Annotated in this window: 19 protein-coding genes and 1 pseudogene; 8 read left to right on the top strand and 12 right to left on the bottom strand. The window is 46.0% G+C overall.

Going from position 1 to position 15629, the window contains the following annotated elements; genetic code table 11:
- Positions 1-17: 17 nt before the first annotated feature.
- On the top strand, positions 18-1361 hold the full coding sequence (gene pmbA / locus AACQ21_RS08420) for a metalloprotease PmbA (RefSeq protein ID WP_010318811.1): 1344 nt from the start codon (positions 18-20) through the stop codon (positions 1359-1361).
- A gap of 97 nt (positions 1362-1458) precedes the next feature.
- On the opposite strand, the gene mgtE is transcribed toward pmbA, so the two are convergent.
- The 12 genes and pseudogenes from mgtE to AACQ21_RS08360 form a co-directional block, all read right to left on the bottom strand.
- Positions 1459-2814, bottom strand: coding sequence for a magnesium transporter (mgtE, locus tag AACQ21_RS08415; protein WP_017043402.1), 1356 nt, complete (start codon positions 2812-2814; stop codon positions 1459-1461).
- A gap of 151 nt (positions 2815-2965) precedes the next feature.
- Positions 2966-3244, bottom strand: coding sequence for an HPr family phosphocarrier protein (locus tag AACQ21_RS08410; protein ID WP_013855967.1), 279 nt, complete (start codon positions 3242-3244; stop codon positions 2966-2968).
- A gap of 10 nt (positions 3245-3254) precedes the next feature.
- Positions 3255-4112 carry an RNase adapter RapZ gene (gene rapZ, locus AACQ21_RS08405; protein ID WP_010318814.1) on the bottom strand — a complete coding sequence of 286 codons (858 nt, stop codon included), beginning with the start codon at positions 4110-4112 and terminating at the stop codon, positions 3255-3257.
- 16 nt (positions 4113-4128) lie between these two features.
- Positions 4129-4575, bottom strand: a complete 447-nt coding sequence (gene ptsN / locus AACQ21_RS08400; RefSeq protein ID WP_013855968.1) for a PTS IIA-like nitrogen regulatory protein PtsN — start codon at positions 4573-4575, stop codon at positions 4129-4131.
- A gap of 2 nt (positions 4576-4577) precedes the next feature.
- The gene (gene hpf, locus AACQ21_RS08395; protein ID WP_013855969.1) at positions 4578-4865 is read right to left on the bottom strand and encodes a ribosome hibernation promoting factor; all 288 of its coding nucleotides are present in this window, start codon (positions 4863-4865) and stop codon (positions 4578-4580) included.
- A gap of 25 nt (positions 4866-4890) precedes the next feature.
- A complete protein-coding gene (locus AACQ21_RS08390) occupies positions 4891-6351 on the bottom strand; it encodes an RNA polymerase factor sigma-54 (RefSeq protein ID WP_105977602.1) in 1461 nt (486 codons plus the stop codon).
- A 51-nt stretch (positions 6352-6402) separates the two neighbouring features.
- Positions 6403-7128 carry an LPS export ABC transporter ATP-binding protein gene (gene lptB, locus AACQ21_RS08385; RefSeq protein WP_013855971.1) on the bottom strand — a complete coding sequence of 242 codons (726 nt, stop codon included), beginning with the start codon at positions 7126-7128 and terminating at the stop codon, positions 6403-6405.
- 2 nt (positions 7129-7130) lie between these two features.
- Complete coding sequence (gene lptA / locus AACQ21_RS08380; protein WP_013855972.1) at positions 7131-7631, bottom strand: lipopolysaccharide transport periplasmic protein LptA; 501 nt, start codon at positions 7629-7631, stop codon at positions 7131-7133.
- Complete coding sequence (gene lptC / locus AACQ21_RS08375) at positions 7612-8175, bottom strand: LPS export ABC transporter periplasmic protein LptC (RefSeq protein WP_013855973.1); 564 nt, start codon at positions 8173-8175, stop codon at positions 7612-7614. Before lptC ends, lptA begins: the two co-directional genes overlap by 20 nt.
- A complete protein-coding gene (gene kdsC / locus AACQ21_RS08370) occupies positions 8172-8729 on the bottom strand; it encodes a 3-deoxy-manno-octulosonate-8-phosphatase KdsC (protein ID WP_094124238.1) in 558 nt (185 codons plus the stop codon). Before kdsC ends, lptC begins: the two co-directional genes overlap by 4 nt.
- Complete coding sequence (gene kdsD, locus AACQ21_RS08365; RefSeq protein WP_017046458.1) at positions 8726-9700, bottom strand: arabinose-5-phosphate isomerase KdsD; 975 nt, start codon at positions 9698-9700, stop codon at positions 8726-8728. Before kdsD ends, kdsC begins: the two co-directional genes overlap by 4 nt.
- Before the next feature lie 19 nt (positions 9701-9719).
- A pseudogene (locus AACQ21_RS08360) lies at positions 9720-10690 on the bottom strand (calcium/sodium antiporter).
- 271 nt (positions 10691-10961) lie between these two features.
- Between AACQ21_RS08360 and mlaF the strand changes: the two are divergent.
- Genes mlaF through murA form a run of 7 tightly spaced genes read left to right on the top strand, consistent with a single transcriptional unit; the run spans position 10962 to position 15548 of the window.
- Positions 10962-11759 (top strand): phospholipid ABC transporter ATP-binding protein MlaF, encoded by a 798-nt coding sequence (gene mlaF, locus AACQ21_RS08355; RefSeq protein WP_026029128.1) that lies wholly within the window; start codon positions 10962-10964, stop codon positions 11757-11759.
- Positions 11756-12547, top strand: a complete 792-nt coding sequence (gene mlaE, locus AACQ21_RS08350) for a lipid asymmetry maintenance ABC transporter permease subunit MlaE (protein ID WP_013855979.1) — start codon at positions 11756-11758, stop codon at positions 12545-12547. The genes mlaF and mlaE overlap by 4 nt, the downstream gene beginning before the upstream one ends.
- Before the next feature lie 2 nt (positions 12548-12549).
- Positions 12550-13041, top strand: coding sequence for an outer membrane lipid asymmetry maintenance protein MlaD (gene mlaD / locus AACQ21_RS08345; protein ID WP_010318826.1), 492 nt, complete (start codon positions 12550-12552; stop codon positions 13039-13041).
- Positions 13042-13061: 20 nt separating this feature from the next.
- Complete coding sequence (gene mlaC, locus AACQ21_RS08340; RefSeq protein ID WP_105977623.1) at positions 13062-13700, top strand: phospholipid-binding protein MlaC; 639 nt, start codon at positions 13062-13064, stop codon at positions 13698-13700.
- Positions 13697-14005 carry an STAS domain-containing protein gene (locus tag AACQ21_RS08335; RefSeq protein ID WP_010318828.1) on the top strand — a complete coding sequence of 103 codons (309 nt, stop codon included), beginning with the start codon at positions 13697-13699 and terminating at the stop codon, positions 14003-14005. The genes mlaC and AACQ21_RS08335 overlap by 4 nt, the downstream gene beginning before the upstream one ends.
- Positions 14006-14018: 13 nt before the next feature.
- Positions 14019-14273 carry a BolA family iron metabolism protein IbaG gene (gene ibaG / locus AACQ21_RS08330; protein ID WP_013855981.1) on the top strand — a complete coding sequence of 85 codons (255 nt, stop codon included), beginning with the start codon at positions 14019-14021 and terminating at the stop codon, positions 14271-14273.
- A 9-nt stretch (positions 14274-14282) separates the two neighbouring features.
- Positions 14283-15548, top strand: a complete 1266-nt coding sequence (gene murA / locus AACQ21_RS08325) for a UDP-N-acetylglucosamine 1-carboxyvinyltransferase (RefSeq protein ID WP_026029130.1) — start codon at positions 14283-14285, stop codon at positions 15546-15548.
- Positions 15549-15629: the final 81 nt, after the last annotated feature.

Raw genomic sequence — 15629 nt, 5'->3', positions numbered from 1 at the left:
CTAATAATTGATGAGATATGGACGTAAAACAACAAGTTGCTCAGCAGCGCATCGAACTTGAAGCGGCGGTTGCTAAGGCATTAGAGATGGCTGCGCTCAGTTCTGATGCTGCTGAAGTGGCGATCACCAAAAGTACCGGCCTGAGTGTTTCGACGCGAATGTGTGAAGTTGAAAACGTAGAATTTAACAGTGATGGGGCATTAGGCATCACTGTGTATCGTGGGCAACGTAAAGGCAGTGCGTCGACGTCAGATCTCAGTGAAAAAGCAATTGCGCAGACGGTCGCTGCAGCGCTTGATATTGCGCTTTACACTTCTGAAGATCCTTATGCAGGCCCTGCACCTAAAGAGTTAATGGTGCGAAATATTCCTGATTTAGATCTCTTCCATCCCGATGAACCTAACCCGGACATGGCCGCTAAAATTGCCATTGCTGCAGAAGAGAAAGCGTTAGCTTACAGCAACAAGATCAAACAAAGTGATGGCGCAAGTTATGACAGCCATTACGGTGTGAAAGTGTATGGTAATAGCCATGGTTTGCTCGCGAGTTATGCCTCTAGCCGTCATAGTATTAGCTGCTGCGTGATCGGTGAGGGTAAAAATGGTGAGATGGAGCGTGATTATAGCTATACCGTTGCACGTCACCGCGACGATTTATGGTCGCCAGAGCTGGTCGGGCAACAAGCTGCAGAAAAAACCATCAGCCGTTTAGATGCAAAAAAACTGAAGACGGGCAAAGTTCCGGTGATGTTTGCCGCAGATGTAGCGACAGGTTTGATTGGCCATTTGGTGATGGCGATCAGTGGTGGCAGCTTGTATCGTAAATCTTCCTTTTTACTTGATAAGTTAGGCGAGAAAATTTTACCCGATTGGTTCAATATTGCCGAAAAACCCCATGTATTACGTGCGTTGGCATCAAGCCCATTTGATAGTGAAGGGGTATTTACTCAAGACCGCCAAATCATTACTGATGGCGTGCTCTCGACTTATCTTCTGAGCAGCTATGCCGCTCGTAAAATGAAGATGACTCCAACTGGTCACGCGGGTGGCATCCATAACTGGTATGTTCAATCCACAGGGCAAAACTTTGAGCAGATGCTCAAAGCGTTGGGTACAGGTTTGTTAGTCACTGAAGTGATGGGCCAAGGTGTTAATGCAGTGACAGGTGATTATTCGCGTGGCGCCGCTGGTTTCTGGGTTGAAAACGGTGTGATTCAATACCCTGTATCTGAGATTACTATCGCGGGTAATTTGAAAGATATGTTCCAGCAAATGGTGGCGGTAGGGAGTGATGTCGAAACACGCTCGCAAATCCAAACTGGGTCTATTTTACTTGAATCGATGAAAATTGCGGGCGAATAATCGCTTAAGCTGAATATGAAAAAGCTTGGTATAACAACCAAGCTTTTTTTATGGGTGGTTTGGGTATGTATCACTATAGGGTTACATCAAAATATGGCTACATCAAAATGGTCGCCAAGCCGAGAAAGACAGAAAGCCCAACCACATCGGTGACGGTTGTTAACGCCATTCCGCCAGCAAGAGCCGGGTCGATTTTCATTTTTTTCAGTAAAATTGGGATGGTGACGCCGGCGATCCCGGCAATGAGTAGGTTGGCCATCATTGCTGCGGAAATGATGCCGCCAAGCATCCAATTGCCTTTCCATACCACCACAATGCCGCCAATAATGGTAGCCCACATGATGCCATTTAAAAAACCGATTGCCGCTTCTTTGAATAGCAATTCGCGTTGGTTACTGTCACCGATATGTCCCAATGCTAAACCACGAATGACCAAGGCCACGGTTTGGTTACCTGCGACACCACCCATTGAGGGCACAATGGTCATTAGCACGGCAATGGCAGCCATTTGATCAAGTGTCGCTTCAAACATGTTGGAAACAGAAGCAGCGGCGAGGGCGGCCAAAACATTTGCCCCAAGCCAGATAGTCCGTTTACGTGCGGATTTGACTACCGGAGCAAAGGTATCTTCGTCATCGTTCATACCAGCCATACTCATCATTGAGTGTTCGGCATCTTCACGAATGATGTCAACGACGTCATCAATGGTGATCCGACCGACTAAGTGCTGGTTTTCATCCACCACAGGCGCGGATACCCAGTTGCGACGTTCAAACAGGCTGGCAACATCGGAGTCGCTGGTGGTGACCAAAATCGCCTCATCGGCATCATCCATGACTTCACTTACTGGAATATCCGGTTGCGTGGTCAGCAAGGTGGTGAGTGAGAGATGCCCAATCAGCTTACTTTCATCGTCAATCACGTAAAGTGCATCGGTTGCTTCGGGCAGATCGCCGCGCATGCGTAAATAGCGTAAAACCACGTCAATATCAACGTCACCACGAATGGTGATCACGTCGGTATTCATGATCCCGCCGGCTGTTTCCTCTGAATAGGAGAGTGCGGTTTCAACGCGCTGGCGATCAGCGCTGTCCATCTGCGAAAGCACTTCGCGTGACACGTCATCTGGCAAGCTACGCAGTACATAGGCCACGTCATCGGTGTCCATGCCTTCGGTCGCTTCTGCCAGTTTTTCGGGTGCCATTTTGGAAACTAGAGCATCTTTGACGTCTTCGTTGAGCTCATCAAGGATTTCACCGTAGTCTTCTGGGTCGGTGAGTTGCCATAACACCTCCCGGCTTTTACGTGGAGAGGCTTCTAAGAGGTGAGCAATATCTTCTGGCTCCATGTCCTGCAATTGGCGACGGACATGGACAAAACGACCATTTTCTAAAGCTTCGCTGACTTCTTGGAGGGTTAGGTGAGCTTGATCAAATTCAATTTGCTCGGCCATGGTTTCCCCCTACTTAGGATTCTTACAATGTGTTGAATAGTAACTTAATTCTAGGCCTTATTTAATAAGTTCTTATTAAGCACTGAATTTATTTTGACTATCAGGGGCGCGCATGCGCTGTCTGTGGGAGAGTGGAGTGTAAGCCTTGTGCTTACTCGTCTTCATCGAATTTATGTTCAATCAGCGAACTAACCGCTTGCAAAGCAGGCTCTGCTTGTGAGCCTTCAGCATTGATGGTGATGTATTGACCTTGTGCGGATTCGAGCATCAATAAACCCATTACACTATCTGCAGTGGCTTCTTTTCCTTCTTCACTTTGAATGGTGACCACCGCATCAAAAGATTGCGACAGTTCAACCAGCTTAACGGCTGCACGAGCATGAAGGCCCAAGCGATTTTGGATTAAAACCGTTTTACTTAATAGTGGCATACCATCGCTCCTATTGCTGTTTTTCTAATGATGTATGGCGTATCTGTACTTGGTGACCTAATTGAGCAAAGTACTCGCCAAGCTGTTGAGTCAGGTAAACGGAGCGGTGCTTACCACCGGTGCAACCAATCGCAATTGTGAGATAACTGCGGTTGTTTTTTTCGAGCATCGGTAGCCAGTATTCAACAAACTTTTGAATTTGTTGTTTAAGTTCAATTACTTCACTATGGCGTTCAAGAAACGACTTAATTGGTGCATCCAGGCCAGTTAATGGGCGAAGATCGGGTTCCCAATGTGGGTTGGGTAAAAAACGCACATCAAACACGTAGTCTGCATCGCTGGGTAGTCCATATTTGAAGCCAAAAGACTGAAACACCATCACCAGATCTTTGCGCTCACGTCCTTCAATTCGCATGCGTACGGTTTCGCTCAACTCATGCAACGATTGATTACTGCTATCGAGCACTAAATCGGCTTGCTCTTTGAGCGGCGCAAGCAGCGACTTTTCCAATTCAATCGCTTGCGCAAGCGAAGGTTTATCGGCGTTTAATGAGAGAGGATGGATACGACGCGTTTCGCTGTAGCGCTTGAGTAGTGTCTCTTTACTGGCATCGAGAAACAGCACACTAACGTCGTTATTCTGTTTTAGCTGCTCTAAAACATCCGCAACCAAACTAGGCTCTTGGGGCAAGTTACGGATATCAATACTCACCGCGACATTTTGTTTGCTGCCTTGGACTGATTGAATAAACGCATCCAACAAGTTGACGGGAAGGTTATCGACACAATAGTAGCCGAGATCCTCCAGTACTCGTAAAGCAACGCTTTTCCCTGCGCCTGATTGACCACTCACAACGATTAAACGCATAGTTTCGGCTCGGTGGTTATTGGTTAGTCATGATGTCGTACAGCTCTTGATCGCTTTGTGCACTTCGAAGCTGTTTTAAAACTTGTTTGTCATTGAGGCGCTCGGCCATACAAGCGAGCGTTTTTAAATGCTCTTTGCACTGCTCTTCAGGAACGAGCAACGCAAACAGTAGATCGACAGGTCGATTATCAATGGCATCAAACTCAATCGGTTCTTCACACTGCAGCAAAACGGCAATGGCACGATCACTGTTGGTCATTCTTGCATGAGGAATGGCGATGCCATTACCAATACCAGTACTGCCCATTTTTTCTCGGCTGAGCATGCATTCAAACAGCTCGGTGGAATTTTGACCTGAATACTCAGCAGCGATTTCGCTAATGATTTCTAGGGCTCTTTTTTTACTGGTGCATTGGACCGCACTTTTCGTGCAGTCCAATGAGAGTACTTCGCTTAATTGCATGATTAATGACTACTTAGCTTTTCTTTATGCTTGTTGAGTTGTCTTACGAGTTTATCCACTAAACTATCAATGGCAGCATACATATTTTCATTGTCGGCCACGGCGTGGATATCACCTTGATTTATGTGGAGCGTAGCTTCAGCGATCTGTTGTACTTTTTCAACACGTAAAACAACCTGTACGTTATTGATATGGTCAAAAAATCGCTCAAGTTTTTGAAACTTCGAGTTTACATAGTCTTGCATTGAATCGGTCAGATCAATGTGATGGGCATTAATGTTGATTTGCATAGACTTTCCTTCTCTGTTTTGTGCCTTACAGTAGGCGTTTGCGCTGACTCGATGGAGCAATGCCCAACGATTCACGGTATTTAGCTATCGTCCGTCTAGCTACCTGAATCCCTTGGTCAGCCAGTAGATCTGCAATTTTACTGTCACTTAATGGTTTGGCTGTATTTTCAGCGGCCACCAGTTTTTTAATCAGTGCTCGTATTGCAGTCGATGAACACTCTCCCCCGCTGTCGGTACTGACATGGCTGGAGAAGAAGTATTTCAATTCGAAAATACCACGCGGAGTATGCATGTACTTCTGCGTTGTCACCCTTGATATGGTGGATTCATGCATTTCTACCGCTAAAGCAACGTCATTGAGTACCATTGGCCTCATCGCCTCTTCACCATACTCAAAGAAATCACGTTGATGTTCAACAATACACTTGGCAACTTTGAGCAGTGTCTCGTTTCTACTTTCTAAACTCTTAATTAGCCATTTTGCTTCTTGCAAATTGCTGCGAATGTAGTTGCTATCGGCACTGTTACCTTTGCCTAATGCTGCATATTGTTGATTTATCTTAAGTTTTGGTACGCTATCTGGGTTTATTGTGACCACCCATTTGCCGTGATCTTTGTAAACAGACACGTCAGGCACAACGTATTCGGCGTGCTCGGTTGAAATATTATTTCCCGGTCTTGGGTCAAGTTGTTGAATGAGCTGCAATACCTCTCGCAGATCTTCTTCTTTTAACTTGGTTTCTTTGATGATCAACTTGTAGTCACGATTGCCGAGCAGATCAATATGTTGGATCAGCAGCTGTTTAGCTTCTTCTAACCAAGGGGTACTGGCAGGGTAGGTCGCTAATTGTAAAAGCAGGCAGTCTTGAAGGTTGACTGAAGCCACACCGAGGGGATCAAACTGCTGAACACGTTTACGAACGGCTTCAATTTCATCAAGCTCGATATTTTCATCAGCAAAGCTTTCTAAAATATCATCCAAAGAAACGGTGAGATAACCGTAGTCATCGATGGCGTCAATCAAGGCAAGAGCAATGCTGCGGTCGGTGTCGCTAAACGGTGTGAGATCTAATTGCCACAGTAGATAATCTTGCAGGGTTTGCGTTGTTTCACCTTGGTACACGGGCATGTCATCATCAAGGGCGATCCCTGTGCTGCCTGTGTTCGCGCTGTAGACATCATCCCATGTGGTGTCGATCTCAAGCTCGCTGCTGATTTCGGATTTTTCAATTAAGTCAGAGCTGTCTTGTGGCTCAATATCTAACACCTCAGCACTGGTTTCTTTCTCCTCATTGATGCTATGAACATCGGCGGTGGCATTCTCTTCATAGGCCTCTTCAACATCCAATAATGGATTAGACTCTAGAGCCTCTTGGATCTCTTGCTGGAGTTCCAATGTGGAGAGTTGCAACAAACGAATGGCTTGTTGTAACTGCGGTGTCATCGCTAATTGTTGGCCGAGCTTCAGTTGTAATGAGGGTTTCATTCAGTGCCAGTTACCTTATTATTTTTAGAATTGATGTCACTCTCTACTTAATCATAGACGGAATTGTTCACCGAGATAAACTTGTTTTACCTCTTCATTATTGAGCACGTCATGTGGTGTACCTTCTGCGATCAAACGACCCTGGCTTACAATATAGGCTTTTTCACAGACGTCCAATGTTTCTCGAACGTTGTGGTCTGTGATTAAAACGCCTAAGCCACGATCTCGCAGGTGTTGGATGATCTTTTTAATGTCGATAACGGAAATGGGGTCGACCCCTGCAAAGGGTTCATCAAGCAAAATAAATTGTGGGTTTGCGGCAAGAGCGCGGGCAATTTCAACTCGGCGACGTTCACCACCCGATAGCGCCATTCCCGCACTATGGCGGATATGTTGAATGTGAAATTCTTCTAGTAGATCTTCGAGTTTATCTTGGCGCTCTTCACGGGTCATCGATTCACGGGTTTCAAGTACCGCCATGATGTTATCTTCGACCGATAATTTTCGGAAAATAGACGCTTCTTGAGGTAAGTAGCCGATCCCTAAGCGTGAGCGACTGTGCATGGGTAAAATGCTGATGTCGTGATCATCAATGCTGATCTTACCTTCATCACGAGCGACAAGACCGACGATCATGTAAAACGATGTGGTTTTTCCTGCGCCGTTAGGACCGAGTAAGCCAACAATCTGCCCCGATTCTACTTGCAAGCTGACGTCAGAGACAACTTTGCGTTTTTTATAGCTTTTTGCTAAATGTTCTGCTTTAAGTATGGCCATAATTATTCTTGTGTCGTAGTGGCTTGCGGTTGAAGCACAGTCGATACTCGCTCGTTAGAGTTACCATCAGCCATCAGCTTCTGTGACGAAATTTTGTAGCGAATTTTCGTACCACGGATGATGCTATCATCTTGTGACAACATGGCTTGATCGATCATCGTCAACTGATCATCGGCCAATTTGTAATAGAGCTCTTTCGCCTCACCATACAAGGTTTTGCCATCGTCGGTTAATTGCGAAAAAGTGGCGAGGTTGCCATATCCTTCAATTTCTTGAATGGAGCCATCTTTCGCATCACGAGTTACAATCACTTTGTCGGCGTTGATACTGATACTGCCTTGTTTGAGTTTGACATCACCAAGGAAAGTCACTTTGTTGCTTTTCATGTCGAGCTGTTGGCTGTCAGAATCGATGTAAACTGGTTGGGCATTATCGGTGGACAATGCCAATGCGTGACCAGAAATCGCTAAACAAGCAATAAGACTAAGGTGTGAGAGTTTCATATCTACCTTGTACATGGTTATAAAGAATAGCGGTATTGTCGGCAAAGTTGCCTTTCATCGCTTGTCCTTGTGTTTCGAATTGTGGCCCAACCAAATCGACCTGATTATCGGCCCAAAAATCGCGATTATTGAGTTGAATGCTCATCTTAATGGTTGAAAGCGTATCAAAACCAGAATCTGCTAATAGGTTTTTTGCCAGTACGTCGTCATACAGTGTGAGTACTTGCTCTTCATCGAGTACGCCGCGTTTGGCGGTAATCTCCCACTCTTGCAAAATACCATCACGGAAGACTTTGAGTATCGGGTACTCGAAAATGGTATCGCCACTTTTTGCGTAATGATCCAGATGCGTCGATTGAATGATGTAGCTGCGGATACCTTGCTCGTTATAGGTGGTGTTGTCGAGATTTTTTCCACTAAACGACGGTAACTCCAAGTTCGGAGCAACTTGTATATCGGTATTTTGTTCTTTATCGAACAAGTAATAGGCTGACCACGATGCGATAAAAATCAGTATCACATAGAGGACACGAGATAAACTCATACACTTAAGCCTTTGTGCACATCTAACTCACCGCGAGCTTGCAAAATCAAATCACACACTTCGCGTACAGCGCCATGCCCACCTTTTATATGGGTCACGTAGTTTGCGCGTTTAACTAATAGCGGGTGACCATCCGCGACACAGACTTTCAGCGCGACTTTTTCCATTACTGGCCAATCAATCAAGTCATCACCGATATACCCTGTGTGTTCTGGGGCAATATTGAGCTGGCGACAAATGTCGTTATAGGCTTTGACCTTGTCATCTTGACCTTGATAAACCAGTGTAATGCCTAATACGGCCATACGGTTTTCGACAATTTTTGACTGCCTACCTGTAATGATCGCCACTTCAATGCCAGCATTCATCAATGATTTTATGCCGTAACCATCTCGAGTGTGGAAGGTTTTTAGCTCTTCGCCTTGATTGCCCATATAAACTAAGCCATCAGAGAAGACGCCATCCACATCGCAGATCAGCAGTTTTATCTGCTTGGCTATGTCGAGAATAGGCAGTGAGACCGGGCCGTAGAGTGTATCAATCATGGTCATCACATCACTCCTGCTTTGAGCAAATCGTGCATGTTTAATGCACCGACCAATGTGCCATTTTCGCACAGCATCAAGCCATTGATTCGTTTATCTTGCATTAGGTTTAGCCCTTCGACCGCGAGCATGTTAGGGCTTGCTACCGTTGGGTTTTGCGTCATCACCTCGCTGATTGCCGCGCTGTGAATATCGATTCGTTTGTCTAAGATGCGGCGTAAATCGCCATCAGTAAAGATGCCAATAAGCTGCATGTTGCTGTCTACTACCGCTGTCATCCCCAAGCCTTTTTGACTGATCTCAAGTAAGGCATCGCGGATCAATGCATTTGGTTGCACTGTTGGTAATGCATCGCCAATGTGCATGATATCAGAGAGCTTGAGCAACAATTTTCGACCTAAAGCCCCACCGGGATGAGACAGCGCAAAATCTTCAGCGGTAAAGCCGCGTGCTTGCAAGAGTGCGACGGCTAACGCATCGCCCATCACTAGCGTTGCGGTGGTGCTGGAGGTTGGCGCAAGGCCAAGCGGGCATGCCTCTTGTGGGACAGTGATTTGCAAATGAAGATCGGCCAACTTTGCCATATTCGATGACGGGTTGCCTGTCATGCTGATGATGCGAATATTGAGCCGTTTTAGCACAGTAAACAGTGATAAAATTTCCGAGGATTCGCCAGAGTTTGAAATAGCAATTACGATGTCGCCACGCTCGATCATACCAAGATCACCGTGCGCCGCTTCTCCTGGATGTACGAAAAATGCCGAAGTGCCAGTACTGGCTAAGGTCGCGGCAATTTTTTTACCGATATGGCCTGATTTACCCATACCCATCACCACCACTTTGCCGTGATCATTGGCAATGATCATTTCACACGCTTGGCAAAATGAGTCGTCAAAGTATTGCTCTAGCTGCTGTAAAGCCGCCATTTCGGTGGCGAGAACTTGCTGTGCAACACTGCGATAATCAAACTGATTCGACATTCGATACTCCGAGTTTGGGTTAAGCGGTCATATTCATAAGTAGATAAGCTTGGTATCCGATAAAAGTGAGGAAGAGCACGCCTCCCTCAATGCGGTTAATACTACGCGATTTCCCTAAAGCCATGGCAACCAGTAGCAGAGATACGCCAAGCATTACCCAAAAATCGCGTCCCATCGCATGCTCACTGAGTATCGATGGATTAAGAATGCCGGGTAAGCCCATCACGGCAAGAATATTGAATACGTTCGAGCCAATAATGTTGCCCACAGCCATATCATCTTCGCCTTTCAACACACTTGTGAGTGAGGTGAGGCGGCCAATTCTGGCAAGCTGGTCCCAACAGCGATGATCGTCAGGCCAATTACCAAGTCGCTCATGCCAAAAAACTTAGCGATAATGACGGCGTTATCGACTAACACGCTGGCAGCAATCGGCAGAATGATAAGCCCAATCACTACCCAAATAGCCGCTTTTGCGTTGCTCACGCCCTGCGGTATTTCAGATTCCTGCTCGGTAAGCAGCGCGTCACCATGTTTTTGCTCGTTACGGCTAATGCGGAGCATCGCGATGATAAACACAGCGAAAAGTGCAAACAGCAACACACCTTCATAGAATCCTAAGTGGTTATCCCACAATAACGCACCAGCAAGTAGTGTGACCGCAATCATCAGCGGCAGTTCACGGCGGAGTACCGCAGAACTGACGGAAAGCGGTTTGATGAGTGCTGTAATACCCAAGATCAAAGCAATGTTAGCGATGTTAGAACCGAGCACGTTACCGACGGCAGTATCGGTTTTCCCATCCAAAGCGGCCGTTGCCGATACCATCATCTCTGGTGCTGATGATCCCATTGCTAAAATAGTCATGCCGATCACTAATGGCGAGATGCCGAAGTTACGAGCAAGCGCGGCAGAACCAAAGACTAACTTGTCAGCGCTCCAGACTAAAAACACCAAACCTACAATGAGAAACGCTACCGCTTCGATCATGATGATACCTAATTAATGAAATGAGTGAAAAAATGATGCAATTAACCGCTAATTTTGACGTGTTGGTTGCGAAAAGGGAAGCTGAAGATCCAATTAATTACGTTCAATTCATGGTTTAGTTAGCTATCCATCAATAAATGACCGGAAGATTGTTTTGGCGAAAGATGATGCTTTACTTTAGGATGTAATTGAACAGTGCTTTTAATTTTAGAACGTTATGCTTATGATTGCCCATCATTTTGGGGCGGACAACAATAGTGAAACACTCATGATGCCAATCAACGATCTTGTCACAATCAAGAATTTAACCTTCTCCCGTTCAGGACGGAAGATTTTCGATGACGTGAGTCTCAGCGTTCCGCAAGGAAAAATTACCGCCATTATGGGGCCATCGGGTATTGGTAAAACCACTTTGCTACGTCTTATTGGCGGACAACTGTTTCCTGAACAAGGTGAGATTTGGTTCGACAAACAAAACATCCCGATGCTCAGTCGCAAAAAGCTGTATCAAGCTCGTAAAAAAATGAGCATGTTGTTTCAGTCGGGCGCGTTATTCACCGATTTAAATGTGTTCGATAATGTGGCTTTCCCTTTACGTGAACACACTCAATTAGATGAATCGCTGATTAAGACATTAGTTTTATTAAAATTAGAAGCGGTTGGTCTGCGCGGTGCCGCCTTGCTCATGCCGAGCGAATTATCCGGTGGTATGGCAAGAAGGGCTGCATTAGCGCGCGCGATTGCGCTGGATCCGGAACTGATCATGTATGATGAGCCGTTTGTGGGGCAAGACCCGATCACCATGGGCGTGCTGGTGGAATTGATCCGCAATTTGAATCAAGCTTTAGGGGTGACCTCGATAGTGGTCTCTCATGATGTTCCTGAAGTGATGAGCATTGCCGATTGGGTTTATTTGCTGGCTGACGGCAAAGTGATTGCCAAAGGAACGCCAAACGATCTTTATCAAAATAGCGATCCTCGCGTACAACAATTTTTACAAGGCGAGGCTGATGGCCCAGTACCATTTCGCTTTCCAGCGCAAAGCCTAGAAAAGGATTTATTCTCATGATGTCTACATTGACTGACTGGATTGAAGGGCTCGGTCGCCGTACGCTCGAATTTTGCCAAGCCTTTGGCAAAGCTAGCTTGATGCTGTTTGGCGCATTAGTGAGCCGCCCACGGCCTATTCAGAATTTTCCATTGTTAGTGAAGCAGCTCTACAGTGTTGGTGTTCAGTCGCTGGCGATTATTGTCGTTTCTGGCTTGTTCATTGGCATGGTGTTGAGCCTGCAAGGCTATGTGATTTTGGTCGATTACGGCGCGGAAGGTAGCCTTGGGCAGATGGTTGCGCTCTCTTTATTGCGTGAACTTGGGCCCGTGGTGACTGCGCTGCTGTTTGCTGGGCGTGCTGGTTCTGCACTTACCGCTGAGATCGGCCTGATGAAAGCCACCGAGCAGCTTTCCAGTTTAGAGATGATGGCGGTTGATCCGCTCAAACGTATTATCGCTCCTCGCTTTTGGGCTGGGCTAATATCAATGCCGTTGCTAGCGATGATTTTTATGGCGGTCGGCATTTGGGGAGGCCAGCTTGTTGGCGTGGATTGGAAAGGGATTGATCACGGCAGTTTTTGGTCTGCGATGCAGTCATCGGTAGAGCTAGGACAAGATATTGGCAACAGTATGATCAAGTGCGTGATGTTTGCCATCACAGTGACTTGGATTGCACTGTTTAACGGTTACGATGCTATTCCAACCTCGGAAGGTATTAGCCGTGCCACCACAAGAACCGTAGTGCATTCATCTTTAGCTGTATTAGGGCTAGACTTTGTACTCACCGCATTGATGTTTGGGAATTAATCATGCAGCAAACACGAAAAATAGAACTTTGGGTCGGTAGCTTTGTCCTTGCTGGAATTTGCGCAATTCTGGTGATGATTTTTCAGGTCGCTGACGTAAAAGGGTTGGGTTCCAACCATACTTACCAACTGAAAGCTGAATTTGACAATATCGGTAGTTTAAAAGTGCGCTCGCCAGTCAAAGTGGGTGGTGTAGTCGTTGGGCGAGTGGCCGAGATTAAACTCGATAGAGAGAGTTTGCTGCCTGTGGTTACTATGGCTATTAACAGTCAATATGATCAATTTCCAGAAACGTCGAGTGTGCAAATTCTAACTTCTGGATTGATTGGTGAGCAGTACATTGGGCTTGTGCCCGGGTTTGTCTTTGAAGATGAACAGATGTTAAAAGAGGGTGACTTAATTGAAGACACAAAATCCGCCCTCGTATTAGAAGATTTGATTGGCCAAGTGCTGTATAGCGTCGGTGGTGGCTCACAAGAAAAAGGTAAGGAGTAACAACAGTGTTTATAAAAACAGTGTTTAAACGGACGTTGATTTTTGTATTTACCCTTGTTGCCGCCATGTTTGTGCAGGCGGCCAATGTGGATAAAACCCAGCCCTATGCCATGATGAAGCAGGTGTCTGAAACGGCATTTACTCGTTTGAAAGCAGAACAAGAAGCGATTCACCACAATCCTGAATATTTGAAAGAGATCGTGGAACAAGAACTGATGCCTTATGTCAATGAACAGTATGCGGCACTGAAGTTATTGGGCCCAAACTTAAAAGGGGCCAAACGTGAAGATGTCGCCACATTCATCACCGCATTTCGTGCTTATCTTGTCAGTGCATACGCGCAAGTATTGACTCAATACAGTAACCAAATTATTGAGTTCGAGCCTGAACAGGCGGTGTCGGATGATAAACGCATTACCAGCGTGAAGGTGGATATTATTGATACGCCACGACCGAACATCAAACTTGAGTTTAAATTGCGCAAAGAGAAAAATGGCGAATGGCAAGTCTTTGATATGATTGCAGAAGGAGTGAGTTTGCTCTCCAGTAAGCAATCTGAATGGAGCGGTAAAATTCGCCAAGATGGTATCTTAGCGGTTGCCAATGAACTGCAACAATTGGCGGATCAGCCGATCCGTTTTGAAGGTAAAGCGCAATGATTCATCCGCAGTGGCATCAAACTGATATGCCGATTGCGGCTTTGTCAGGCGCATTAGACAGAGAGCATGTGCCTGATTTATGGGCGTTTATCCAAAAATGGAACCCGGTGAGTACACAGTTTGAGATTGAACTGAAAAACGTTGAGCGCATAGACTCTGCCGGAATGGTGATGTTAATCCACCTAATAGAGCATGCAAAAAAACGAAACTGTCATATAATGCTCAGTTTCGTGCCAGAGCAACTGCGCACACTATTCCAATTGAGCAACATTGATCGTTTAATGGCTCAACATATAAAGAATTAAGCAGGGGAACATTGTGGATAGCGCAAAAGTACAACAGTTATTAGAACAAGCACTAAACCTTGAAGAGATCCACGTCAAAGGTGAAGGTAGCCACTATGAAGTTATCGCTGTTGATGCTTGTTTTGCAGGGATGAGTCGCGTTAAAAAACAACAACTTATTTATGCTCCACTGATGGAGTACATTCAAAGAAACGACATTCATGCCCTTTCTATTAAAGCGTTCACACCAACAGAGTGGGCTCGTGATAAAAAGTTGATGTCGCTGTAAGGTTTATTGATGGAAAAGTTTCGAGTTATTGGGTCAACACAACCTCTTCAAGGTGAAGTGACCATTTCAGGTGCCAAAAACGCTGCACTGCCTATTTTATTTGCGTCTATTTTGGCCTCTGAGCCAGTAGAAGTGGCCAATGTGCCACACCTTCGCGATATTGATACCACAATGGAACTGCTCAAACGTTTAGGCGCTAAAGTCGAACGTAATGGCTCAGTTCATGTCGATCCTAGTCAAATTGATGAATATTGCGCGCCGTATGATTTAGTCAAAACCATGCGTGCTTCTATTTGGGCTCTCGGTCCATTAGTGGCTCGTTTTGGTTATGGCCAAGTTTCGCTACCTGGAGGCTGTGCCATTGGCGCTCGTCCTGTCGATCTGCATATTCACGGTTTAGAGCAGCTTGGTGCCACCATCACCTTAGAAGATGGCTACGTGAAAGCCAGTGTCGAAGGTCGTCTACAAGGTGCACACATCGTCATGGATAAAGTGAGCGTGGGTGCCACCATTACCATTATGTGCGCCGCAACCCTTGCCGAAGGCACAACCGTACTCGACAACGCTGCGCGTGAGCCTGAAATTGTCGATACCGCACTGTTTTTGAATAAGCTGGGTGCAAAAGTATCCGGTGCAGGCACCGATACCATTACCATTGAAGGTGTTGAACGTTTGGGTGGTGGTAAACACGCTGTTGTGGCTGATCGCATTGAAACGGGCACGTTTTTAGTCGCGGCGGCTGTTTCTCGCGGAAAAATTGTTTGCCACAACACTCACTCGCATTTGTTAGAGGCCGTGTTAGCAAAACTGGAAGAAGCGGGCGCTGAGATTGAAACGGGTGAGGGCTGGATAAGCCTTGATATGACCGGAAAAGAGCTTAAGGCGGTTTCGATTCGCACTGCGCCTCATCCTGGCTTTCCAACCGATATGCAAGCACAATTTACCCTACTCAATATGATGGCAAAAGGTGGTGGCAAGATCACTGAAACCATCTTTGAAAACCGTTTTATGCACGTTCCTGAACTGATGCGTATGGGAGCAAAAGCGGAGATTGAAGGGAATACTGTGATTTGTGGTGATGTGGAATCGTTGAGTGGTGCGCAGGTGATGGCGACCGATCTACGTGCTTCAGCCAGCCTAGTGATTGCCGGTTGTATCGCAAAAGGTGAAACCATCGTCGATCGCATCTACCATATCGATCGCGGTTACGAAAGAATTGAAGATAAACTGTCGGCTCTTGGCGCTAATATTGAGCGCATTCAAGTCAGCAGTTAAACTCTCGCTCATGCAATGGAGCCGAAATCTCTGGGTTTCGGCTTTTTTATCCTTGCTCATTTTTTATCTTTGTTCCATGGA

Origin of the sequence: Vibrio sp. V01_P9A10T6 (assembly GCF_963877065.1) — a bacterium.
GTDB classification, from domain to species: domain Bacteria; phylum Pseudomonadota; class Gammaproteobacteria; order Enterobacterales; family Vibrionaceae; genus Vibrio; species Vibrio anguillarum.
The sequence above is the reverse complement of the archived record's forward strand: the minus strand, read 5'-3'. Positions and strand labels throughout refer to the sequence as shown.

Excerpts from the sequence above, each read along its gene's own strand:
- pmbA (WP_010318811.1), top strand. The coding sequence starts at position 18 with ATGGACGTAAAACAACAAGTTGCTCAGCAGCGCATCGAACTTGAAGCG.
- mgtE (WP_017043402.1), bottom strand. The coding sequence starts at position 2,814 with ATGGCCGAGCAAATTGAATTTGATCAAGCTCACCTAACCCTCCAAGAA.
- AACQ21_RS08410 (WP_013855967.1), bottom strand. The coding sequence starts at position 3,244 with ATGCCACTATTAAGTAAAACGGTTTTAATCCAAAATCGCTTGGGCCTT.
- rapZ (WP_010318814.1), bottom strand. The coding sequence starts at position 4,112 with ATGCGTTTAATCGTTGTGAGTGGTCAATCAGGCGCAGGGAAAAGCGTT.
- ptsN (WP_013855968.1), bottom strand. The coding sequence starts at position 4,575 with ATGCAATTAAGCGAAGTACTCTCATTGGACTGCACGAAAAGTGCGGTC.
- hpf (WP_013855969.1), bottom strand. The coding sequence starts at position 4,865 with ATGCAAATCAACATTAATGCCCATCACATTGATCTGACCGATTCAATG.
- AACQ21_RS08390 (WP_105977602.1), bottom strand. The coding sequence starts at position 6,351 with ATGAAACCCTCATTACAACTGAAGCTCGGCCAACAATTAGCGATGACA.
- lptB (WP_013855971.1), bottom strand. The coding sequence starts at position 7,128 with ATGGCCATACTTAAAGCAGAACATTTAGCAAAAAGCTATAAAAAACGC.
- lptA (WP_013855972.1), bottom strand. The coding sequence starts at position 7,631 with ATGAAACTCTCACACCTTAGTCTTATTGCTTGTTTAGCGATTTCTGGT.
- lptC (WP_013855973.1), bottom strand. The coding sequence starts at position 8,175 with ATGAGTTTATCTCGTGTCCTCTATGTGATACTGATTTTTATCGCATCG.
- kdsD (WP_017046458.1), bottom strand. The coding sequence starts at position 9,700 with ATGTCGAATCAGTTTGATTATCGCAGTGTTGCACAGCAAGTTCTCGCC.
- mlaF (WP_026029128.1), top strand. The coding sequence starts at position 10,962 with ATGCCAATCAACGATCTTGTCACAATCAAGAATTTAACCTTCTCCCGT.
- mlaE (WP_013855979.1), top strand. The coding sequence starts at position 11,756 with ATGATGTCTACATTGACTGACTGGATTGAAGGGCTCGGTCGCCGTACG.
- mlaD (WP_010318826.1), top strand. The coding sequence starts at position 12,550 with ATGCAGCAAACACGAAAAATAGAACTTTGGGTCGGTAGCTTTGTCCTT.
- AACQ21_RS08335 (WP_010318828.1), top strand. The coding sequence starts at position 13,697 with ATGATTCATCCGCAGTGGCATCAAACTGATATGCCGATTGCGGCTTTG.
- murA (WP_026029130.1), top strand. The coding sequence starts at position 14,283 with ATGGAAAAGTTTCGAGTTATTGGGTCAACACAACCTCTTCAAGGTGAA.